The 18,229-nt window shown below is 73.7% G+C and carries 16 protein-coding genes; 3 read left to right on the top strand and 13 right to left on the bottom strand.

The window, feature by feature from the left end:
• Positions 1-11: 11 nt before the first annotated feature.
• The 3 genes from nadD to AB2U05_RS22360 all read right to left on the bottom strand — a co-directional run bounded on the left by nadD (position 12) and on the right by AB2U05_RS22360 (position 1,237).
• Complete coding sequence (gene nadD, locus AB2U05_RS22370; RefSeq protein ID WP_045696808.1) at positions 12-644, bottom strand: nicotinate-nucleotide adenylyltransferase; 633 nt, start codon at positions 642-644, stop codon at positions 12-14.
• A gap of 124 nt (positions 645-768) precedes the next feature.
• Positions 769-924, bottom strand: a complete 156-nt coding sequence (locus AB2U05_RS22365) for a hypothetical protein (protein ID WP_167352925.1) — start codon at positions 922-924, stop codon at positions 769-771.
• A gap of 166 nt (positions 925-1,090) precedes the next feature.
• Entirely contained in the window at positions 1,091-1,237 is a 147-nt protein-coding gene (locus AB2U05_RS22360; protein ID WP_157882112.1) for a hypothetical protein, read from the bottom strand.
• A 349-nt stretch (positions 1,238-1,586) separates the two neighbouring features.
• On the opposite strand from AB2U05_RS22360, the gene AB2U05_RS22355 reads away from it, so the two are divergent.
• Positions 1,587-2,654 (top strand): M48 family metallopeptidase, encoded by a 1,068-nt coding sequence (locus tag AB2U05_RS22355; RefSeq protein ID WP_045696810.1) that lies wholly within the window; start codon positions 1,587-1,589, stop codon positions 2,652-2,654.
• A 95-nt stretch (positions 2,655-2,749) separates the two neighbouring features.
• Here the strand turns inward: AB2U05_RS22355 and AB2U05_RS22350 are convergent, their stop codons facing one another.
• The 5 genes from AB2U05_RS22350 to proB all read right to left on the bottom strand — a co-directional run bounded on the left by AB2U05_RS22350 (position 2,750) and on the right by proB (position 7,851).
• The gene (locus AB2U05_RS22350; RefSeq protein WP_369184045.1) at positions 2,750-3,820 is read right to left on the bottom strand and encodes a hypothetical protein; all 1,071 of its coding nucleotides are present in this window, start codon (positions 3,818-3,820) and stop codon (positions 2,750-2,752) included.
• A 102-nt stretch (positions 3,821-3,922) separates the two neighbouring features.
• Entirely contained in the window at positions 3,923-4,495 is a 573-nt protein-coding gene (locus AB2U05_RS22345) for a hypothetical protein (protein WP_369185981.1), read from the bottom strand.
• A gap of 101 nt (positions 4,496-4,596) precedes the next feature.
• Positions 4,597-5,919 carry a glutamate-5-semialdehyde dehydrogenase gene (locus tag AB2U05_RS22340; RefSeq protein ID WP_045696816.1) on the bottom strand — a complete coding sequence of 441 codons (1,323 nt, stop codon included), beginning with the start codon at positions 5,917-5,919 and terminating at the stop codon, positions 4,597-4,599.
• A gap of 87 nt (positions 5,920-6,006) precedes the next feature.
• Positions 6,007-6,525, bottom strand: a complete 519-nt coding sequence (locus AB2U05_RS22335) for a hypothetical protein (protein ID WP_045696818.1) — start codon at positions 6,523-6,525, stop codon at positions 6,007-6,009.
• A gap of 189 nt (positions 6,526-6,714) precedes the next feature.
• Positions 6,715-7,851 carry a glutamate 5-kinase gene (proB, locus tag AB2U05_RS22330; RefSeq protein WP_045696820.1) on the bottom strand — a complete coding sequence of 379 codons (1,137 nt, stop codon included), beginning with the start codon at positions 7,849-7,851 and terminating at the stop codon, positions 6,715-6,717.
• 285 nt (positions 7,852-8,136) lie between these two features.
• Between proB and AB2U05_RS22325 the strand changes: the two genes are divergently transcribed.
• Positions 8,137-8,904, top strand: a complete 768-nt coding sequence (locus tag AB2U05_RS22325; protein ID WP_369184044.1) for a hypothetical protein — start codon at positions 8,137-8,139, stop codon at positions 8,902-8,904.
• Between the two features lie 107 nt (positions 8,905-9,011).
• Here AB2U05_RS22325 and obgE read toward each other — a convergent pair whose 3' ends face one another.
• The 5 genes from obgE to AB2U05_RS22300 all read right to left on the bottom strand — a co-directional run bounded on the left by obgE (position 9,012) and on the right by AB2U05_RS22300 (position 16,195).
• The gene (gene obgE / locus AB2U05_RS22320; protein ID WP_045696824.1) at positions 9,012-10,490 is read right to left on the bottom strand and encodes a GTPase ObgE; all 1,479 of its coding nucleotides are present in this window, start codon (positions 10,488-10,490) and stop codon (positions 9,012-9,014) included.
• 121 nt (positions 10,491-10,611) lie between these two features.
• Positions 10,612-10,869, bottom strand: coding sequence for a 50S ribosomal protein L27 (gene rpmA / locus AB2U05_RS22315; RefSeq protein WP_030058248.1), 258 nt, complete (start codon positions 10,867-10,869; stop codon positions 10,612-10,614).
• Between the two features lie 14 nt (positions 10,870-10,883).
• Positions 10,884-11,201, bottom strand: coding sequence for a 50S ribosomal protein L21 (gene rplU / locus AB2U05_RS22310; protein WP_045696828.1), 318 nt, complete (start codon positions 11,199-11,201; stop codon positions 10,884-10,886).
• A 229-nt stretch (positions 11,202-11,430) separates the two neighbouring features.
• The gene (locus AB2U05_RS22305) at positions 11,431-14,997 is read right to left on the bottom strand and encodes a ribonuclease E/G (RefSeq protein WP_369184043.1); all 3,567 of its coding nucleotides are present in this window, start codon (positions 14,995-14,997) and stop codon (positions 11,431-11,433) included.
• A gap of 397 nt (positions 14,998-15,394) precedes the next feature.
• On the bottom strand, positions 15,395-16,195 hold the full coding sequence (locus tag AB2U05_RS22300) for a TIGR03936 family radical SAM-associated protein (RefSeq protein ID WP_045696833.1): 801 nt from the start codon (positions 16,193-16,195) through the stop codon (positions 15,395-15,397).
• 530 nt (positions 16,196-16,725) lie between these two features.
• On the opposite strand from AB2U05_RS22300, the gene AB2U05_RS22295 reads away from it, so the two are divergent.
• Entirely contained in the window at positions 16,726-18,144 is a 1,419-nt protein-coding gene (locus tag AB2U05_RS22295; protein ID WP_369184042.1) for an ArnT family glycosyltransferase, read from the top strand.
• Positions 18,145-18,229 lie beyond the last annotated feature (85 nt).

Below are 18,229 nucleotides of genomic sequence, written 5' to 3'. Positions count from 1 at the left end.
CCGCTCCTGGGTCAGGTCCCGTGCGGGGCGTACAGCGCCCGCTTGTCGATGTAGCGGACCACGCCGTCCGGGACGAGGTACCAGACCGGCTCGCCCTTGGCGACCCGGTTGCGGCAGTCCGTGGAGGAGATGGCCAGCGCCGGGACCTCCACCAGGGAGACCCCGCCCACCGGAAGCCCGGCGTCCGAGAGAGTGTGCCCCGGGCGGGTGCATCCGATGAAGTGGGCCAGCGAGAAGAGTTCGTCGGAGTCGCGCCAGGAGAGGATCTGGGCGAGCGCGTCGGCGCCGGTGATGAAGAACAGGTCGGCGTCCGGGTGCATGGCGTGCAGGTCGCGCAGGGTGTCGACGGTGTAGGTCGGGCCGTCGCGGTCGATGTCGATCCGGCTGACCGAGAACTGCGGGTTCTCCGCGGTGGCGATGACCGTCATCAGGTAGCGGTCCTCGGCCGGGGTGACCTGCCGGTCGCTCTTCTGCCAGGGCTGCCCGGTGGGGACGAAGATCACCTCGTCCAGGTGGAACGCGCTCGCCACCTCACTGGCGGCGACCAGGTGGCCGTGGTGGATCGGGTCGAAGGTGCCGCCCATCACGCCGAGGCGCTTCTTCACCGGTTCCGGTCCGCCGGGATTCCCGGCCTGCTCTCCCATGCCGACACACCTTACGCGACGCCCGTTACGGGGCGGCAGCGCCGGGGTCGGGGGCCGTCCCGGCACGCGCGAGGGAGCGGCCGGCCACCGGCCGGGCGCTCCCCGAGAGGCTCCTAGGGCCGGTTCAGCGGTCCCGGTTGAAGCGGGTGACGATGAAGAGCAGGAGCAGCAGGATGAACAGCGCGGCGCCACCCGTCAGCGCCGGGTTCAGGCTGTCGTGGTTGCCCCCCTCGCCACCCTCGGCGAGCAGGTTCAGGACGGGGAGTGCGGCAGTGTTCATGGTCGGCGGGACCTTCTCGGCTCGGGGGAACTGGCCTGGGGGTTGCTCCGGGCCGGTGAGGGCCCACCGTCATCGTACGGGGGGTCACACGGCAACCGCTCGGCGGCCCACCGCCGCTGACCGGACGTGAGCCGCGCGCCCGGCGGGGATCCGGGGGGGGCGGGCCTCAGTTGCCGCGGAAGGCCTTGGCCATGATCCAGACCAGCAGGCCGATCCCGACGAAGGACGAGATCACGATGATCCGCAGGAACAGGCCCGGCCCGGCCTCGTCGGAGATGGGCGCGGCCAGGCTGACAAGCGCGTCGGTGGACATCTGCGGGGCTCCTCGAACTCTCGGTACCGCGGCCGGGTCCGGTCTCGGTTCTCCAGGGCAATCAGGGTAAACCGGCCTCACACCCCAGCCTCCCACCGGCCCCTGCGCGCCGCCTCCCGCCCGCCGGCCCGCCGCCTCCCGTCCCCCTCCCCGCGTCCTCCCCGCGTCCTCCCCACGCACGCTCCGCACACCCGCCGGCCGCCCCCGGCCCGGCCGCCGCCCCGCGCGTACGCTGGCCCCGGGGACGAGTACGCAACCACGCGCGTTGTACGGACAGTCGTCACAGGCGAAGAGCAGCGGGGGCCGGCCGTCCGGCCGGGGCCGCCGTCGACCAGGAGGTACTCAGACCATGACCCACAGTTTCGAGAAGACCCCGAGCCGGCGCCGCCAGCGCTTCCCCGAGATCTCCACCCGGGCCTGGGAGCACCCCGCCGACCGCTCCGCCCTGGTCGCGCTGCGCAGGCTGACCGGTTTCGACGACGTGCTCAAGAAGCTGGCCGGGCTGGTCTCCGAGCGGGCGATCCGGCTGATGTTCCTGGCGACCGCCGTGAAGACCTCCGAGCGGCAGTTCCCCGAGCTGTACGACATGGTCCGCGACGCCGCCTACGTGCTCGACCTCGACCAGGTCCCGGACCTGTACGTCAGCCAGGACCCGGCCGTCAACGCGTTCACCATCGGCATCGACACCCCGATCATCGTGGTGACCAGCGGCCTGGTCGAGCTGCTCGACGAGGAGGAGCTGCGCTCGGTCATCGGCCACGAGGTCGGCCACGCGATGTCCGGCCACGCCGTCTACCGGACGATGCTGCTGATCCTCACCAACATCGCCACCCGGATCGCCTGGGTGCCGCTCGGCAACCTGGCCATCACCGCGATCACCACCGCGCTCAAGGAGTGGTTCCGCAAGGCGGAGCTGTCCAGCGACCGGGCCGGTCTGCTCGCCGGGCAGGACCTCCACGCGTCGATGCGGGCCCTGATGAAGCTGGCCGGCGGGCACAACCTGGCCCAGATGAACGTGGACGCGTTCCTGGAGCAGGCCGAGGAGTACGAGAAGGCCGGGGACCTGCGCGACGGCGTCCTCAAGCTGCTCCAACTGCTGCCGCAGACGCACCCGTTCGCGGTGGTACGGGTCGCCCAGCTGAAGAAGTGGGCGGAGAGCGACGAGTACCGCTCGATCCTGGCCGGCGCCTACCCGCGCCGCACGGACGACCCGAACGCCTCCGTCTCCGAGCAGTGGAAGGCCGCCGCCGAGCACTACACGACCTCGGTGAAGGAGAGCAAGGATCCGCTGATGGGCCTGCTGCGGGACGTCGCGGGCGGCGCCGCGAGCGTCGGCGGCAAGCTGCGCGACACCTTCACCGGTGGCGGCGCCCGGGGCGGCTCGTCCGACCGCCCGTCCGACCACGACGACAAGTAGCACCCGCCGGACACGAGAACGGCCGGCGCCCCGCCCCGGGCGCCGGCCGTCGTCGTGTCCGCACATCGCGTCCGCACGGCGCGTCCCGCACCGCCTCAGCTCCCCGCCAGCACCCCGCACACCTGCCAGGCCGGGTGCCCGTGGTCACCCGGGTCGACCGGCGACGGCGGCACGGCGGGCGCGCCCGCGCCGCCCTGCGGGTCGGCCAGCACCGGCTGCAGGAAGCCCGCCATCGAGCTCGCGCAGGACTGCGGCCCGGCCTGCAGCACCGAGTCCACCAGCCGCAGCTGCGCCTGGGCGAGGTCGACCCGGTCGAACTCGAAGGTCAGCTGCCGGCGCACCGATTCCAGGGTGACCGGCGCTGCCGCCGGGGCACCGGCCGGCTTCAGCGCGTAGACGAAGGTGTGGTCGGTGGTGACCTGCAGCGTGCCGCTGTCCGCCTCGTCGACCCGCATCGCCCCGACCACCTTCACGACGCCGGAGGCCAGCGCGACCCGCGCCGGGTCGAAGCGCACCACCCAGCCGGTCAGCGCGTGGTGCCGGTCGTCCACCGGCTGCGCCGTGCTGCTGTCGAACTGGGCCTGCTCGCCGGGCGTGACGAAGGCCCGGACGTCCGCCGTGGCGCCCTGGACGAGCGCGGCCGGCGCCAGCGAGGAGGCGACCAGGTAGCGCTGGACGGTGTCGAGCGCCTTGCTCACCTCGACCCGGCTGAAGTGCTCGGTGGCGGCCGCCGCCGGGGTGTTCAGCCCGAGCGTCCCGTCGCCGTACCCGGTCGGCAGCGCCGCGAACGGGCTCGCCGGGTCGGCCACCGGCCGCACCGCCGAAGCCGGGCTCAACGCGACCAGACTGACGGTCAGTTGGCTGCCCTCGGGCCGGGCCGGGAGGCCCTTCGGCGAGCTGACGCCGAAGTACACGGCGGCCCCGAAGGCCAGCAGCACGACCAGCAGCAGGGCGAGCGCCTGCCGGGGCACGGTGCCCAGCGGGCCGAGCCGCACCCGCGGCCGGGTGGCCCGGCCGAACGCGCCCGACAACCGCTCGCGGGCCGACAGCTCCTGGATCCGGGCAGCCCGGACGAACGATTCGTCGAACACGACGGACCGGTACTCGTCCTCGTTGCCGGAACCGCCCTCGGGCACACCCTCGGGAGGCTCGCGCGGGTCACCCATACCACCAGGGTAGGCCGTGCACCGGCGCCGCCACAGGGCCCCGGAGCGATTGGTCGGAACACTCCGTGACCACCCGCCCCGGGCGTACGCCCGTCCCGCGGATCAACCCGCCGGGGCGGTGACCGCCGGCGTCGGCTCGGCCGGAGCGGGCCGCGGATCCACCCCCGCACTGCTGCTGCCGGACTCCGGGCGCCGGGGCGTCCCCGAGGAGCCGCCCACGCCCTGGTACACCGCCGCCACCGCGACCGCCACCAGGCTCACGCCCATGATCACCGCCAGCACCCAGGCCACCGGCCGGTGCCACCGCTGCTGGGCCACGTACCGGCCCCGGGCGCGCGCCGGATCGTAGCCGCGCCGCCCCCAGCGCCTGGCCCGCCCGCCGGTCGCCCGGCCCGGGCCCGACCACGGGTCGGGGTAGAAGTGGTCCTCGTCGAGTCCGCTCGGGTACGGGCGCAGCTCCAGCGGCAGCCCGTCCGCTGCGGTGACGTCACAGCCCCAGCCCGGGCCCGCCGTGTCCGGCTCGAACCGGGCCTCGGCGGCGGCGAGTTGCCGCTCCTTGGCGGTCGGCTCGTGCACGGCGGCGGACCGGACGAAGGCCTCATCGAAGACCACGGTGGCGAACTCGTCGTCCGCATCACCGTGGTCGGCGCCGTCGGGGTACGGCAAGCCCCCCACATCCTCAGCCACGGATTCAGCGTATTACCGGCCGGGCGATTTGTCTGTGGCTCATCGCAGTTGGTCCGTCACACGTGTGACGGCCGCCCCCGCGGCCCCGCTCAGCGGGCGTCCGCGCCCCCGCCCACGGTCTGCGTCGCCTCGCCCCGGACGTGCCCGTCACCAGTGACGATGTACTTGGTGCTGGTCAGCTCCGGCAGGCCCATCGGGCCGCGGGCGTGCAGCTTCTGGGTGGAGATGCCGATCTCCGCGCCGAAGCCGAACTCACCGCCGTCGGTGAACCGGGTCGAGGCGTTGACGGCCACCGTGGTCGAGTCGACCAGCTGGGTGAAGCGCCGGGCGGCGGCCTGCGAGGTGGTCACGATCGCCTCGGTGTGGCCGGAGGACCAGCGGCGGATGTGCTCGACGGCGGCGTCCAGCGAGGGCACCACGGCCGCGGCCAGGTCCAGCGAGAGGTACTCGGCGCCCCAGTCCTCGTCGGTGGCCGGCACCACGGTGGCGGCGCCGCCCTCGGCGGCCTTGAGCACCGCCTCGTCACCGTGCACCGTCACCCCGGCCTCGGCCAGCGCCGCCAGCGCGAGCGGCAGGAACGCGTCCGCGACGTCCTGGTGGACCAGCAGCGTCTCGGCCGCGTTGCAGACGCTGACCCGCTGCGCCTTGGAGTTCAGCAGGATGCCGACCGCCATCGCCAGGTCCGTCTGCGCGTCCACGTACACGTGGCAGTTGCCGGTGCCGGTCTCGATCACCGGCACCGTCGAACCCTCGACGACGGTGCGGATCAGCGAGGCGCCGCCGCGCGGGATCAGCACGTCGACCAGGCCGCGGGCACGCATCAGCTCCTGCACGGAGTCGCGGCTCTCCCCCGGCACCAGCTGGACCGCGTCGGCGGGCAGCCCGGCCCCGGCCACGGCGTCCCGCAGCACCGCGACCAGCGCGGTGTTCGAACGGTAGGCGGAGGCGGAGCCGCGCAGCAGCACCGCGTTGCCGGACTTCAGGCAGAGCGCGGCGGCGTCCACGGTGACGTTCGGCCGGGCCTCGTAGATGATGCCGACCACACCGAGCGGCACCCGCACCTGCCGCACGTCCAGGCCGTTCGGCAGGGTGTAGCCGCGCAGCACCTCGCCCACCGGGTCGGGCAGGCCGGCCACGTCGCGCACGTCGGAGGCGATCGCGGCGATCCGCTCGGCGGTCAGCGTCAGCCGGTCGATCACCGACTCGGGCGTACCGGCCTCGCGGGCCCGGGCCACGTCCTCGGCGTTCGCGGCGACGATCTCCGCGCCGCGGGCCACCAGGGCGTCCGCGACGGCCAGCAGCGCGGCGTCCTTCGCCCGGCGCGGCAGCGGGGCGAGCACGGCGGCCGCCGTACGGGCACGGCGCGCGGCGGCGAGGACGGGACTGTCGGCGGGGGCGAGGTCGCTGGTCATGCGCCCAGGGTAGCGACTGCACCGGGCCCGCCGAACTGCCATTTCGTCCGCTGAGACGTCCCTCGGACGCGACTCGGTGGAAGCGACTCAGTACGGGTGCACGCCGCCCAGCTGCGGCGGCGGATCGCCGAAGCCCTCCGCCACCCGCTTGTGGTACGTCGCCCGGTCGACCACCTCCAGCCCGACGATCTCCCACGGCGGCAGGCTCGCGGTCACCTTGTGCTCGCCCCACAGCCGCAGCGCGATCGCCGCCGCGTCGTGCAGGTCCCGGGCCTGCTCCCAGTAGCGGATCTCGGCGTGGTCGGCCGCGTAGCGGGCGGTCAGGAAGAACGAGTGGTCGTGCGCCAGCCGCTCCAGCGAGGCGCGCAGCGACGGCAGCGGGGTCGCCTGCCCGGCCACGCTCAGCACCACGTGCCACAGCCGGGCCTGCTCGGGCACACCGGGCGGCTGCGCCGCGTCCGCCTGCCGCGGCCGCGGCCCGCGCACCCCGGCGGGGCCCTGCGGCGGACCGGCCGGCTCGGCGGGCCCGTCCCCGCGCCCGCCGGCGATGCTGGTCAGCCGTCGGCCCGCCCCTGCGGTCAGCACCGCGTCGCGCCTGCGTTCCACCGGCGGCCTCCTGTTCGGCGATCTCGTGTCGTCTCCGCGCCGGCCCGCCGGACCTCGGCCGACCGGTACGGCTGCGCCCCTCCTCGCCCGCGGCCGGGCCGCTCCCGTACGGGGCGGACCGCCGGCCGGTCGTCGCCGATCGGCGGGCCACAGCAGGCCGATCGGCCGCGCAGCCGGCCCGCCGGCCGGTCAGCCGCGCAGAACGACCAGGTCGTCGCGGTGGACGACCTCGCGCTCGTACGCGGCGCCGAACTCCTGGGCCAGGTCGTGGGTGGACCGGCCGAGCAGGCGGGGCAACTCCCTCGCATCAAAGTTGACCAGTCCGCGAGCCACGATGTGGCCGTTTTCGGCAAGAAGGTCCACCGGATCACCCGCGGTGAAGTCCCCGTCGACCTTGACGACCCCGGCGGGCAGCAGCGAGGCGCCGCCGGAGACGACCGCCGCGACGGCGCCCGCGTCCAGGTGCAGGGCGCCGCGCGGGCTGCTCGCGTGGGCCAGCCAGAGCATCCGGTCGGAGCCGCGGCTGCCGGTGCGCAGGAACAGCGTGCCGGTGGGCCGGCCGGCCAGCGCGTCGGCGGCCTGGCTGGCGGCGGTGAGCACCACCGGGATGCCCGCGCCGGTGGCGATCCGGGCCGCCTCGACCTTGGTGACCATGCCGCCGGTGCCGACGCCCGCCTTGCCGGCGCTGCCGATCTCGATGCCGTCGAGGTCGTGCGGGCCGCTCACCCGCTCGATCCGGCTGGTGCCGGGGCGGGACGGGTCGCCGTCGTAGAGGCCGTCCACGTCGGAGAGCAGGACGAGCAGGTCGGCCCGGACGAGGTGGGCGACGAGCGCGGCCAGCCGGTCGTTGTCCCCGAACTTGATTTCGGCGGTGGCGACGGTGTCGTTCTCGTTGACGATCGGCATCGCGCCCATCGCCAGCAGCTGGTCGAGCGTCCGGTAGGCGTTGCGGTAGTGGGCGCGCCGGCTGGCGTCCTCGGCGGTGAGCAACACCTGGCCGACGCGCAGGCCGTACCGGGCGAAGGAGGCGGTGTAGCGGGCGACCAGCAGGCCCTGGCCGACGCTGGCGGCGGCCTGCTGGCGGGCGAGGTCCTTCGGGCGCTTGTCCAGGCCGAGCGGGGCGAGCCCGGCGGCGATGGCGCCGGAGGAGACGAGCACCACCTCGGGCGCGTCCGGGCGGGCGCGGACCTTGGCGAGCGCGTCGACCAGGGCGTCGACCCGGTCGGCGTCCAGCCCGCCGGCGGCCGTGGTCAGTGAGGAGGAGCCGACCTTGACGACGATCCGCCGTGCGGTCAGCACCTCCTGCCGCAGTGCGTCCTCGCTCATCTCGTTGCTCGCCCTTCCGGTGTGGTGCGGGTACGGCCGGCCCCGGCCCGGCCGCCGTCACCGAAATCTACGCGATCCGCGCAGGTCGCCGCCGGGGTGTTCCAGCCGCCGGACTCGCCCGGAAAGGATCCGAACACCAATCCGGCCGACTGGTATGGTCCCTGACCGAAAGCCAAGTCGGGGGACGGCTTCTTGCCCGCTGGACCCATCGTCTTCGACGTTCCTGCCATCGGGCGGCGCCGCACTGGGCAGGCCGGAGACGGTTCGCGGACGCGCCCAGGAGAAATGCGCACCATGCGTTCGTACACCACGAAGCTGACCGTCGCCGCCCTGGCGGCGGCCACCGCCCTCTCGCTCGCGGCCTGCGGCCCGGACAACTCGGACGCCCCGGCCGGCGGCGGCTCGACCGCCGCGGCCCCGGCGCCGACCAGCGCGGCCCCGGGCGCGACCGCCGGCGGTGCGGCCGGCGGCTCGACCGCGGCCCCCTCGGGCGCGGCCACCGGCGGTGCCGCGGCGGGCGGCGCCGGTACGGCCGGCGCGGCGGGCGGCGGCGCCGGGGCCGCCGGTGGCGGCGGCGGCGGCAAGCTGCCGCAGGCCGCGACCTCGGTGAAGTTCGGCCAGCCGGCCACCGTGGACTTCGCCGACAAGACCTCCAACGCCGCCGCCAAGCTGGAGATCACCGTCACCGGCGTCCAGCCCGGCTCGCTCAAGGACTTCCAGGACGCCAAGGCCCCCACCGCCGGCCTGGACGGCCGCGCGATCTTCTACGTCAGCTGGACGGTCAAGAACCTCGGGGACTCCAAGCTGACCTTCAGCGCCCCGGACTCCAAGTTCAGGGTGATGGACGCCGGCGGCAACCTGGGCATGTTCAACAACCCGACCAGCTCGACGCCGATCGCCAAGTGCACCACCCCGAGCTGGTCCGGCGCCACCAAGGGCGTCGCCTTCAAGGGCTGCGACGTCGTCACCTTCGCCGCGGGCGCCACCCCGGCCTTCGTCGGCTACGGCGACTCCAACGACCCGACCAAGGTCCAGGCCGCCTGGACGAAGTGACGTCCCGTCACCACGCGAACGGCGAACGGCCCCGCCACCTTCTTCAGGTGGCGGGGCCGTTCCGCTACTCGCCCGCTCGCCTCCGGGCCGTTCCGCTACTCGCCCGCTCAGTAGTCCTCGTCGTCGCCCTCGACCTCGGCCTGCCGGCCGCTGGAGAGCGCCTCGAAGGCGAGGAACTCGGCCTCGGCCGCGTCCCGGCCCTTCTGCTTCTCGCGGCGGCGGTCGACCGCCGGGCGGGGGTTCTCGAACCGGTGGTCCTCACCGCGGCGGCCGAGCATCTCGGCGCCGGCGGCCATGGTCGGCTCCCAGTCGAAGACGACGGCGTTCTCGTCGGGGCCGATGATGACGGTGTCGCCCTCGTGCGCCCCGACCTTCCACAGCCGCTCCTCGACACCGAGGCGGGCCAGCCGGTCGGCGAGGTAGCCGACCGCCTCGTCGTTGGAGAAGTCGGTCTGGCGGACCCAGCGCTCCGGCTTGACGCCGCGGATGCGGTAGGCGCCGTCCTCCTCCTCGATGGTGAAGCCCGCGTCGTCGACGGCGGTGGGCCGCAGCACGATCCGGGTGGACTCCTCGACCGGCTTGGCGGCGCGCGCCTCGGCGACGATCCCGGCCAGCGCGAAGCTCAGCTCGCGCAGGCCCTTGCGGGAGGCGGCGGACACCTCGAACACCCGGTAGCCGCGCTCCTCCAGCGAGGCGCGGGTGAGGTCGGCGATGTCCTGGCCGTCCGGCACGTCCACCTTGTTGAGCGCGACCAGGCGCGGGCGGTCGTCCAGGCCGCCGTACTCGGCGAGCTCGGCCTCGATGGTCTCCAGGTCGCTCAGCGGGTCGCGGCCGGGCTCCAGGGTGGCGCAGTCCAGCACGTGCACCAGCACCGAGCAGCGCTCGACGTGCCGCAGGAACTCCAGGCCGAGGCCGCGGCCCTGGCTGGCGCCCGGGATCAGGCCGGGCACGTCGGCGATGGTGTAGACGGTGTCGCCGGCGGTGACCACGCCCAGGTTGGGGATCAGGGTGGTGAACGGGTAGTCCGCGATCTTCGGCTTGGCGGCGGAGAGCACCGAGATCAGCGAGGACTTGCCGGCGCTCGGGTAGCCGACCAGCGCGACGTCGGCGACGGACTTGAGCTCCATCACGATGTCGCGGGCCTCGCCGGGCTCGCCGAGCAGGGCGAAGCCGGGGGCCTTGCGGCGGGCGGAGGCGAGCGCGGCGTTGCCGAGGCCGCCGCGGCCGCCCTGGGCGGCGACGAAGCTGGTGCCGTGGCCGACGAGGTCGGCGAGCACGTTGCCCTTGCGGTCCAGCACGACGGTGCCGTCCGGCACCAGCAGGACGAGGTCCTCGCCGTCCGCGCCGGTGCGGTTGCCGCCCGCGCCGGGCTTGCCGTTGGTGGCCTTGCGCTTGGGCGAGTGGTGGTACTCCAGCAGGGTGGTGACCTGCGAGTCGACGGTGAGGATGACGCTGCCGCCCTCCCCGCCGTTGCCGCCGTCCGGGCCGCCGAGCGGCTTGAACTTCTCGCGGTGCACGGAGGCGCAGCCGTGGCCCCCGTTACCCGCGGCGACGTGAAGTTCGACGCGGTCCACGAAGGTGGTCATGGGTGTGCCTCCAGTGCGCGAGAGTCTGCTTGCTACCTGCGTAAAGCGCGAAGGGTGGACCGGAGAATTCCGGCCCACCCTTCAGTGTGAGTCGTCAGACGACTCGGGAGTCCGCGGGGACTCAGGCCTCGACGGCCACGATGTTGACGACCTTGCGGCCGCGACGGTTGCCGAACTGAACCGCACCGGCGGTCAGCGCGAACAGGGTGTCGTCGCCACCACGGCCGACACCGGCACCCGGGTGGAAGTGGGTGCCGCGCTGGCGGACGAGGATCTCGCCGGCGGAGACGACCTGGCCACCGAAGCGCTTCACGCCGAGGCGCTGGGCGTTCGAGTCACGGCCGTTACGAGTAGAGCTTGCGCCCTTCTTGTGTGCCATTTTTCGCTATCCCCTTACTTGCTGACCGAGTCGATGCTCGTGATGCGCACCGCGGTGTGCTGCTGACGGTGACCCTGGCGACGGCGGTAGCCGGTCTTGTTCTTGTAGCGCAGGATGACGATCTTGTCGCCCTTGGTCTGGTCGACCACCTCGGCGTGAGCCTTCACGCCGGCCAGGACCCACGGGTCGGAGGTGACGGCGTCACCGTCGACGACCAGGATGGTCGAGAGCTCCACCGAGTCGCCCGGCTTGGCCTCGATACGGTCGATCTCCAGCACGTCGCCGACGGCGACCTTGTGCTGGCGGCCGCCTGCGCGAACGATCGCGTACATGCGGTACCTACTTTCCTAACTCGGTCGGACCTCCCGACGCCAGCCGCCTGGGTACGGACACAGGGGCCTCCTCCCGATCGCTGCGCGCGAGCGCGCGGCTCTCGGGAAGGTGATGTGCTCGGGAGCATGGCGTAGACACGCCGATGGTCAAGAATACGGACCGGCCGCCCGGGGGGCAAACCGGCCCGTACGGCCCGGGGCGGAAGCGGTTCCGCCCCGGGCGTGGGCACTACTCGGCCGCCGTATCACCCTCGGCGGCCGCGGCCTTCTTGGCCGCCGCGCTCGTCCGCTTGGTCGCGGTCTTGCGGGCGGTGGTCTTCTTGGCCGCCGCGGTGGTCTTCTTGGCGGCGGTCTTCTTCGCGGCGGTCTTGCGGGCGGCCCGCTTCTTCGGGGCCGGCGTCTCCTCGGCCGGGGCCTCCTCGGCGGCGGCCTCGACGGGAGCCTCGGCCTCCGTCCCGACGACCACGGCCTCCGCGACGACGACCGGCTCGGCCGGCTCCTCGGCGGTCTCCGCGGCCTCGACGGCGCCCTCGGCGGCCTGCAGGGCCGCCTCCAGCGCCGCGTCGGCCTTCGCCTGCAGCACCACGATCTCGGCGCCCTGCGGCGAACCGGCCGGAGCCGTCGCCTTGCGCACCGCGCGGCGGCGGGGCCGGGCGGCCGGAGCGGCCGCCGGCTCGGCGGGCGCCTCGACCACGGCCTCGACGACGGCCTCGGCGGCCGGCGCCTCGGTGGTCGGAACCTCGACACCCGGGACCTCCAGGGCCAGCTGGCCCTCGATCTCCTCGCGCACCGGCTCCGCGGCCTCGATCCCCGCCTCGGTCTCGACGACCTCGAAGGTCTCGACGGCCTCGGCCACCGCGGCCTCGACGGCCTGCGGCTCCTCGTGGCCCGCCCCGCCCTTGCCCCGGCGGCGGCGCTTGCCGCCGCCCGAGCCCGCCTCGACCGCGGCCGGGGCGTGGTGGTGGGCGCTCGGCTGCTCCATGTGCACGATCACGCCGCGCCCGTTGCAGTGCACGCAGGACTCGGAGAAGGACTCCAGCAGGCCCTGGCCGACCCGCTTGCGGGTCATCTGGACCAGGCCCAGCGAGGTGACCTCGGCCACCTGGTGCTTGGTCCGGTCCCGGCCCAGGCACTCCAGCAGGCGGCGCAGCACCAGGTCCCGGTTGGACTCCAGCACCATGTCGATGAAGTCGATCACGATGATGCCGCCGAGGTCGCGCAGCCGCAGCTGGCGCACGATCTCCTCGGCCGCCTCGATGTTGTTCCGGGTGACCGTCTCCTCCAGGTTGCCGCCCTGGCCGACGAACTTCCCGGTGTTGACGTCGATGACGACCATCGCCTCGGTGCGGTCGATCACCAGCGAACCGCCGCTGGGCAGCCAGACCTTGCGGTCCAGCGCCTTCATCAGCTGCTCGTCGATCCGGTAGGTGGCGAACACGTCCACCTCGGAGGTCCACCGCTGGAGCCGCTCGGCGAGGTCCGGGGCCACGTTGGAGACGTACTCGTGGATGGTCGTCCACGCCTCGTCGCCGGAGACGATGACCTTGGTGAAGTCCTCGTTGAAGATGTCGCGGACGACCCGGACGGTCATGTCCGGCTCGCCGTACAGCAGCGCCGGGGCGTTGCCCGTCGCGGCCTTCTTCTGGATGTCCTCCCACTGCTGCTGCAGCCGCTGGACGTCCCGGGTCAGCTCCTCCTCGGAGGCGCCCTCGGCGGCGGTGCGCACGATGACGCCCGCGTCGTCCGGGACGATCTTCTTGAGGATCTGCTTCAGGCGCGCGCGCTCGTTCTCGGGGAGCTTGCGCGAGATGCCGGTCATCGAGCCCTCGGGCACGTACACCAGGTAGCGGCCGGGCAGCGAGATCTGGCTGGTCAGGCGGGCGCCCTTGTGGCCGATCGGGTCCTTGGAGACCTGCACCAGCACGGACTGGCCGGACTTCAGCACCGACTCGATCCGGCGCGGGCCGCCGTGGCCCAGCGCGCCGAAGTTGACCTCGCCGGCGTACAGCACGGCGTTGCGGCCCTTGCCGATGTCGACGAACGCGGCCTCCATCGACGGCAGCACGTTCTGGACCTTGCCCAGGTAGACGTTGCCGACGTACGAGGTGGCCTGCTCCTTGTTGACGTAGTGCTCGACGAGCACGCCGTCCTCCAGGACGCCGATCTGGGTGCGCTGGCCGTTCTGGCGCACCACCATGACGCGCTCGACGGACTCGCGGCGGGCCAGGAACTCGGCCTCGGTGATGATCGGCACCCGGCGGCGGCCCAGCTCGCGACCCTCGCGGCGGCGCTGCTTCTTCGCCTCCAGACGGGTCGAGCCCTTGATGGACTGCACCTCGTCCGGGTCGAACGACGGCTCGGTGGAGCGGCGGCGCGGCTCGCGCACCTTCACCACCGTGCGGACGCCGTCCTCGGTGGTCTCGGCGGTCTCGACGGCGCCGGCCTCACCGCTGCGGCGGCGACGGCGGCGGCGACGGCGGGACGAGGACAGGCCGGCGGCCAGGTCGTCGTCCTCCTCGCCCTCCTCCTCGAAGCCCTCGGCCGGCTCCTCCGCGGCGGGCTGCTCGACGGTCTCGGCGGCCTCGAACTCCTCGGCCTCGCCACGGCGACGGCGGCGGCCGCCCCGGCGGCGGCGGCGCGACGGACGGCCGTCCTCCCACTCGTCCTCGGTCTCCGGACCGGCGGCGGGGGCCTCGACCACGGCCTCGACGGCGGGCGCCTCGGCCGCCGGCGCCTTCACGGCCGGGGCCTTGGCCGCGGGGGCCTTCGCGGCCGGGGCCTTCGCGGCGGGGGCCTCGACGGGCGCCTCGGCGCCCCGCTTGCGGCGGCCCGTCTCCACCCGGGTGCGGACCCGGCGGCGGCGGCCGACGCCGCTGTACTCGTACTCGTCCTCGTCCTCGCGGCCGGCGGCGGCGACCGGGGCCTCCGCCTCGACCGGGGCCTGGGCCTGGGCCGGGGCCGGGGCCGGGGCGGCGGCCTGCTGCGGCGCGGCCGGGGCGGCGGGCGCGGCGGTGAACGGGGCCGGCTCCTGGAACACCGGGGCCTGGAAGACCGCGGTGGCCGGGCGGACGGCGCGGCGGCGCGTGCGGTGCGGCGGCTCGGCCTCGACGGCGGGGGCGGCGGCGGCCGGGGCGGGCTGCTCGGCGGCGGCCTCCTCCTCGGGCTCCTCCTCGACGGCGGGCTCCTCGGCCACCGGCTCCTCGACGACCGGCTCCACGACCGGCGCGGCCTCGACCACGCGACGGCGACGGGCGCGGCGCGCCGGAGCGGCCGGGGCCTCCTCGGCCACCGGCTCGGCGGCGGGGGCGGGCGCGGCGGGCTCCTCGACGGCGGGGGCGGCGGGCTCCTCGGCCGCGACGACCGGGGCCTCGGCCCGCTTGCGGGTCCGGCGGGCCCGCACGGGCTTCTCCGCCTTCTCCTCGCTCTTCTCCTCGGCCTTCTCGGCCTTCTCGTTCTTCTCCTCGGCCGGCTTCTCGGCGGCTTCCGGCCCGGTGACCACGATCGCGGTCGCCTCCGGCGCCCCGGCCGGGGCCTCGGCACGCTTGCGGGTCCGGCGGGCCCGGACCGGCTTCTCGGCCGCCTGGGCCGGCTCCGCCTCCGGAGCCCGCTCGGCGGGCGCCTCGGCGGGGACGACCGTCTCGGCCGTCTCGGCGGCCGCGCCCAGCGGCGCACCGGCCGGGCGGGACACCGCCCGGCGACGGCGGCGCGGCGGCGCTGCGGCCGTGCCCTCGCCGGTCGCGGCGGTCTCGTTCTGTTCCGTGGCCGCAGACTGCTGCGGATCGGTGTTCTCGAGCATGCGGGTGGATCTCCCGTCAGGCCCCCGGGCTCCACGTCCGGGCACGGCACGGCACCGGTGGGCGGCCGGCATCGCAAGGATGCTCGGGCCGGACCCTTTCACGGTGCCACCGCGCGGACACGAAGCCGCACAGGGGCTCGTAGTCTCGCTCGGCGCCCCGCGCGTCGGCGGGGTGTCGAAAGTCTTCTGGTCTGACCAGTCTTCTGAGGTTTTCCCAAGCTGCGCCGTCCCCGGTCCCGGGTGGCTCCCGGACGGGGCCCCGGGCTCGCCGACCGTCCTGGTCGGCGGCCCCGAGTGGCCGGCCTGTGCTGCGACGACGTTCGCTCCCCTGGGGAGCCGCGGGAACCCCGGAGGACCTTCGGGGCCCAGTGAGGCACTGGACCCCGGCCTCCGCCCGCTAGGCGGACGCGGAAGCGCGCGGCCCGGCAGCCGGCTCCGAGCCGGTCGGGGCCGCGGCGCGGTCGAGCGCCAGCGGGTCGGTCACCGTGCCGGCCCCCTCGTCGAGCGGCCCCTGCGCCAGCCTGGTCACCTCTGCGGGGACCGGCGGCGCCAGGTCGGCCGTCGCACGGAGACCGGACAATACGTCGTCGGGTCGTACGGCGGGTGTGGCGTGTCGTACTACCAGGCGCAGTATCGCACAGGGACGGCCGGTCCGAACATCGCGCCCCGTCCCGGCACCCGGCTCCGCACCGTCGCCGACCTGCGGCGGGACGAGCTCCAGCGCCGCCACGGCACCGCGCGCGTCGAAGACCCGCAGGCCGTTCTTGGTGAGGCGTTCGACCTCGACCCGCTCCTCGGCCAGGAACACGGCGACCGCGCGGGCCGCCTCGTCCTCCTCGACCCCGTCCAGCCGGACCAGCCACTCGGAGGCCTCCAGGCGCTCCACGAAGTTCGGCGTCCGGACCTCGACGGCGTCGATCACGTCCAGGCCCTTCGGCAGCGACTCGTCCAGCTGCGCCCGCAGCGCCTCCGGGTCGCGGTGCGCGGCCAGGCCGATCTCCAGGTACTCCGCCTCGCTCGCCACCCCGGTCGGGGCGGCGTTGGCGTAGGAGACCTTCGGGTGCGGCGTGAAACCGGCCGAATAGGCCATCGGAACGGCGGACCGGCGCAGGGCGCGCTCGAAGGCGCGCTGGAAGTCACGGTGGCTGGTGAACCGGAGCCGGCCGCGCTTGGTGTAACGGAGGCGAATCCGCTGCACCGTCGGCGCGGGCGGCGGACCGTCGGGCGTACGGCGTGCCAGGGTCGCTCAGTCCTTCATCAGTGGTCCCCGTCCGGGTTACTGCACCGGACATCTGTCACCAGCAAGGGTACGCGCCCCACCCGTCCGCTCGTCCCGCCCCGCCCGGCCCGCGCCACCCGGAGACCGCCGGAGCGCGGCCCCGGGACGGGAAAGATAGGGCATCGAGAGGCAAAAGCGGTCGAAAAGCGACTGCACGGCCCGCCGACTGACGGACAGTCGGCCGGTAGTATCCTTCCTCATTCATCGACAGTGCACGAAAGCCTGCCTATAAAGAAAGGAACAATCTCGACAATGGAATGCGCGGCGCCTCTCCTCATTCCTTCTGCGACGGTGCGAATACCATCGTGATCAGGCGATTCGCAACTCCCCGGAAGAGCACCATCGCGATCACCGTCATCACCGTGGTCGCAGCGATCCTCAGACTGTGGCGTTTTCCGGATCTGCCCGGCGGCCTCAATCAGGACGAAGCCAGCGCCGGATACGAATCCTTGGCCCTGCTGACCGACGGCACGGACCGGTGGGGCAACGCCTGGCCGGTCTACTTCCCCAGCTGGGGTTCCGGACAGAACGTCCTGCTCTCCTACCTGAGCGTGCCGTTCGTCGGACTGTTCGGCCTGACCGTCTTCTCCGTGCGACTGGTCCCGGTGCTCCTGGGCATCGGCGCCGTCCCGCTGCTCCACGCCGCCCTGCGGCGTTTCGTGGACGTCCCCACGGCCCTGGTCGGGGCGGGCCTGCTCGCCGTCACCCCGTGGCACGTCACCGCGTCCCGGTGGGCGCTGGAGTCGAACATCCTGCCGTTCTTCCTGCTCGCCGGGGTCACCACCCTGGGATATGCGTACACCTCGTCGCGCTCCCGGATCCTGATCCCCTTCTCACTGGTATTCCTGGCACTCTCCCTGTACGCCTACGGGGTGGCGATCTTCGTGGTGCCGGTGGTCATCGGACTCTATTTCTGCACCCGGTACCGCACGGTTCTCAAGCACCCGGTCCTGGTCGGTTCGAGCGTGCTGGTATTCCTGGTCGTCGCCGGGCCGCTGCTGCTGTTCGTGCTGGTCAACAACGTCCTGCACCACGTTCCGCATTTCGTTTCCTCCCTGCCGTTCACCGTGCCGAACATCTCCTCGCGGCTGGACCAGATCACCAACGGCCAGGACCTGGCCGAGCTGAACACCCACTTCGTGACCGGCGGCTTCGGCGACGGCTACCTGTGGACCGTCCCCACCGGCTTCCTGGCACTGGGCGTGATCGGGTTCCCCCTGGTCGCCCTGGGCGTCTACTTCGCGGTCCGCACCCGCAGCCCCGAAACGAACCTGTTCACCTTCTGGCTGATCGGCGCGGTCATCCTGCTGTTCGTGGTGCCGGCCAACGGCAACCGGGCCAACGCGCTGTTCATCCCCCTGATCGCCTTCACCGCGATCGGCATCGGCGGCCTGTACCGCGCCCTGTCCGACCGGAAGACCGGCCGGGCGGTCGTCGCGGTCGTCATGGCCACCGCACTCGGCTACGGCGCGCTCTTCTTCCACGACTACACCACCCGCTACCCCGACAGGATCGCCGCCCCCTTCGGCAAGGGCTTCGACGACGCGCTGAAGTCGGCCAACGGGGCGCAGCACGCGAACGAGCCGATCTACATCTCCGACCGGTTCCCGCTCAACTACATGGAGACCCTCTTCTACCTGCGGACGGACCCGAAGGACTTCCGGGCGAACACCGAGAGCCGCCTCGTCGACGGGGTCTACCAGGTGCGCAACTACCGGCACTACTACTTCTCCGGCAACGAGACGTCACTGGACGCCGCCCCCAGCTACCTGGCGGTGCTCCGCGGCGACGAACAACGCAAGTGCGCCCGCACCGACACGCTCGCCAAGCACCACCAGTGGACCGTCATCCGCTGCGCGACCCGCTGACACCCCGGCGGTGAGCCCCGAACCGCCGGAGCCCTCCCCGACCGAAGTCGGGGAGGGCTCCTGCGCGTCGCTCAAGGGGTCAGAC

The sequence above is a fragment of the Streptomyces sp. Y1 genome (assembly GCF_041053115.1).
In the GTDB taxonomy this organism is placed as follows: Bacteria; Actinomycetota; Actinomycetes; order Streptomycetales; family Streptomycetaceae; genus Kitasatospora; species Kitasatospora rubellomurina.
This window is presented reverse-complemented; position numbering and strand designations above follow the sequence as displayed.